Raw genomic sequence first — 1,517 nt, forward strand, 5'->3', positions numbered from 1 at the left:
CACCCCGAGCCTACGGCTCAGGGAGAGCAACGCCACCCTTCATCCCAAAAAGTTCAACATCGACCGGGACATTCCCGTCAAAGCCGGTCAGGAAGGTTTCAGCATTCTCGCCTGCGCGGCCTGATGCATAGAAATAAACAACGCCCGGCGGATCATCCCCACCCCAGGCGCGGTCATCCCGCGCCAAGGCCCAGAGATAGCCGGTCTTGGTCTTTCCCCGACCGGGATCAAGCACAGGGGCTGTCGTTTCATCCATGAACAACTTGCCCGAGGCTTTCAGATGCTCGGCCAGCCTGTCAACCACGGGCCGCAAGTGGAAGGCCGCCTTGCCAACCCAGCTCGCCAACACGGCGCGGTGCAGATCAATGCCAGCCCGCGCCAGGATCTGGCTTTGGCGATACAAGGGCAAATGGTCCGCATATTTGCTGACCAGCACATGCGCGATGGCCCCTTCAGTGGGCAGCGCCGCATCAATCAGGAAAGCTGGCACAGGGGCCTGGCGCACACCGTCAGTGCAAGCACGACACGCATATTTCGGGCGCACCGTGACAATCACCCGCAGCTGCGCAGGCACGATGTCCAACCGCTCCGTGCGGTCTTCACCGATCTTGTGCATCTCACCGCAGCCACAAGGGCAGATCAGGCTGTCCGGCTCGATGACATTCTCGATGCGCGGCAAAGATGCGGGCAGGTTCCCGATATTGCGCCGTGGAGCAGGCTTTTCACGCGGGCCTTCCCCTTTGGATGCCGAACGTGCTTCTTTCTCTGCCTCGACCTCCTCGACCGCTATGGTCAGATCTTCAAAGGCCAGCTGGCGCTCGTCTTCGGTCAGCTTCTCTGATCGTTTCCCATGCAGGGCATGGTTCAACTCAGCGATCAGATGCTCCTGGCGCGTGGTGATTTCCTTGAGCGCGCTGACCTCCTGCATCAACGCTTCCACGGCCGCGCGTTGCGCTGCAGGGAGTTCAGCAAGGTTGATTGAAGGGGTGTTTGACATGCCCGATTTCTACCGGAATCCATGCCGATATAAAAGCAAAAACAGCACCTTAACCTATTCCGGAGCGCTCGGCGGGCGCGGATCAACCGGCTTGACCTTGCGCCAGTCCAGCCCGGAAAATAGTGCCTCAAACTGGGCATGGTTCAGCGCCATGATCCCATCCTTGATCGCAGGCCATGTGAAGGTTGTATCCTCCAGCCGCTTGTAGGCCATCACGAGACCATTCGTCGGGGAAACAGTCCCCCAGACTGTTTCCTGATCCTCCTCATCATCCCAATACAACAGCTTCAATCGATCCGCACGCCGCGCGCGAAACACGAACACCGTGCCAGTATAAGGGTCCTTGCGCAGCGTGGACGCCACCAGCGCGCATAGACCATCGTGACCCTTTCGGAAATCGACAGGCTGCGTCGCAACCAGCACTCGCACGCGGTTAGACGGAAAGATCATACGCGCGCCTCCAAGGCACGCACGATCTCCGAAAGCCGGTCTGTGCCTATATCCCCGTCCAGACGGATCG

General features: G+C 59.6%; 1 protein-coding gene and 1 pseudogene. Both read right to left on the bottom strand.

Annotated features, from left to right (window positions below):
- Positions 1–58: 58 nt before the first annotated feature.
- Positions 59–928, bottom strand: a pseudogene (gene tnpC, locus HUK65_RS18380) (IS66 family transposase); the annotation flags it as partial.
- A gap of 123 nt (positions 929–1,051) precedes the next feature.
- Complete coding sequence (tnpB, locus tag HUK65_RS18385) at positions 1,052–1,447, bottom strand: IS66 family insertion sequence element accessory protein TnpB (protein WP_179907725.1); 396 nt, start codon at positions 1,445–1,447, stop codon at positions 1,052–1,054.
- Positions 1,448–1,517 lie beyond the last annotated feature (70 nt).

Source organism: Rhabdonatronobacter sediminivivens, from assembly GCF_013415485.1.
Lineage (GTDB): Bacteria > Pseudomonadota > Alphaproteobacteria > Rhodobacterales > Rhodobacteraceae > Rhabdonatronobacter > Rhabdonatronobacter sediminivivens.

Bases quoted from the DNA above. Each gene is read 5' to 3' on its own strand.
- tnpB (WP_179907725.1), bottom strand. From the start codon at position 1,447: ATGATCTTTCCGTCTAACCGCGTGCGAGTGCTGGTTGCGACGCAGCCT.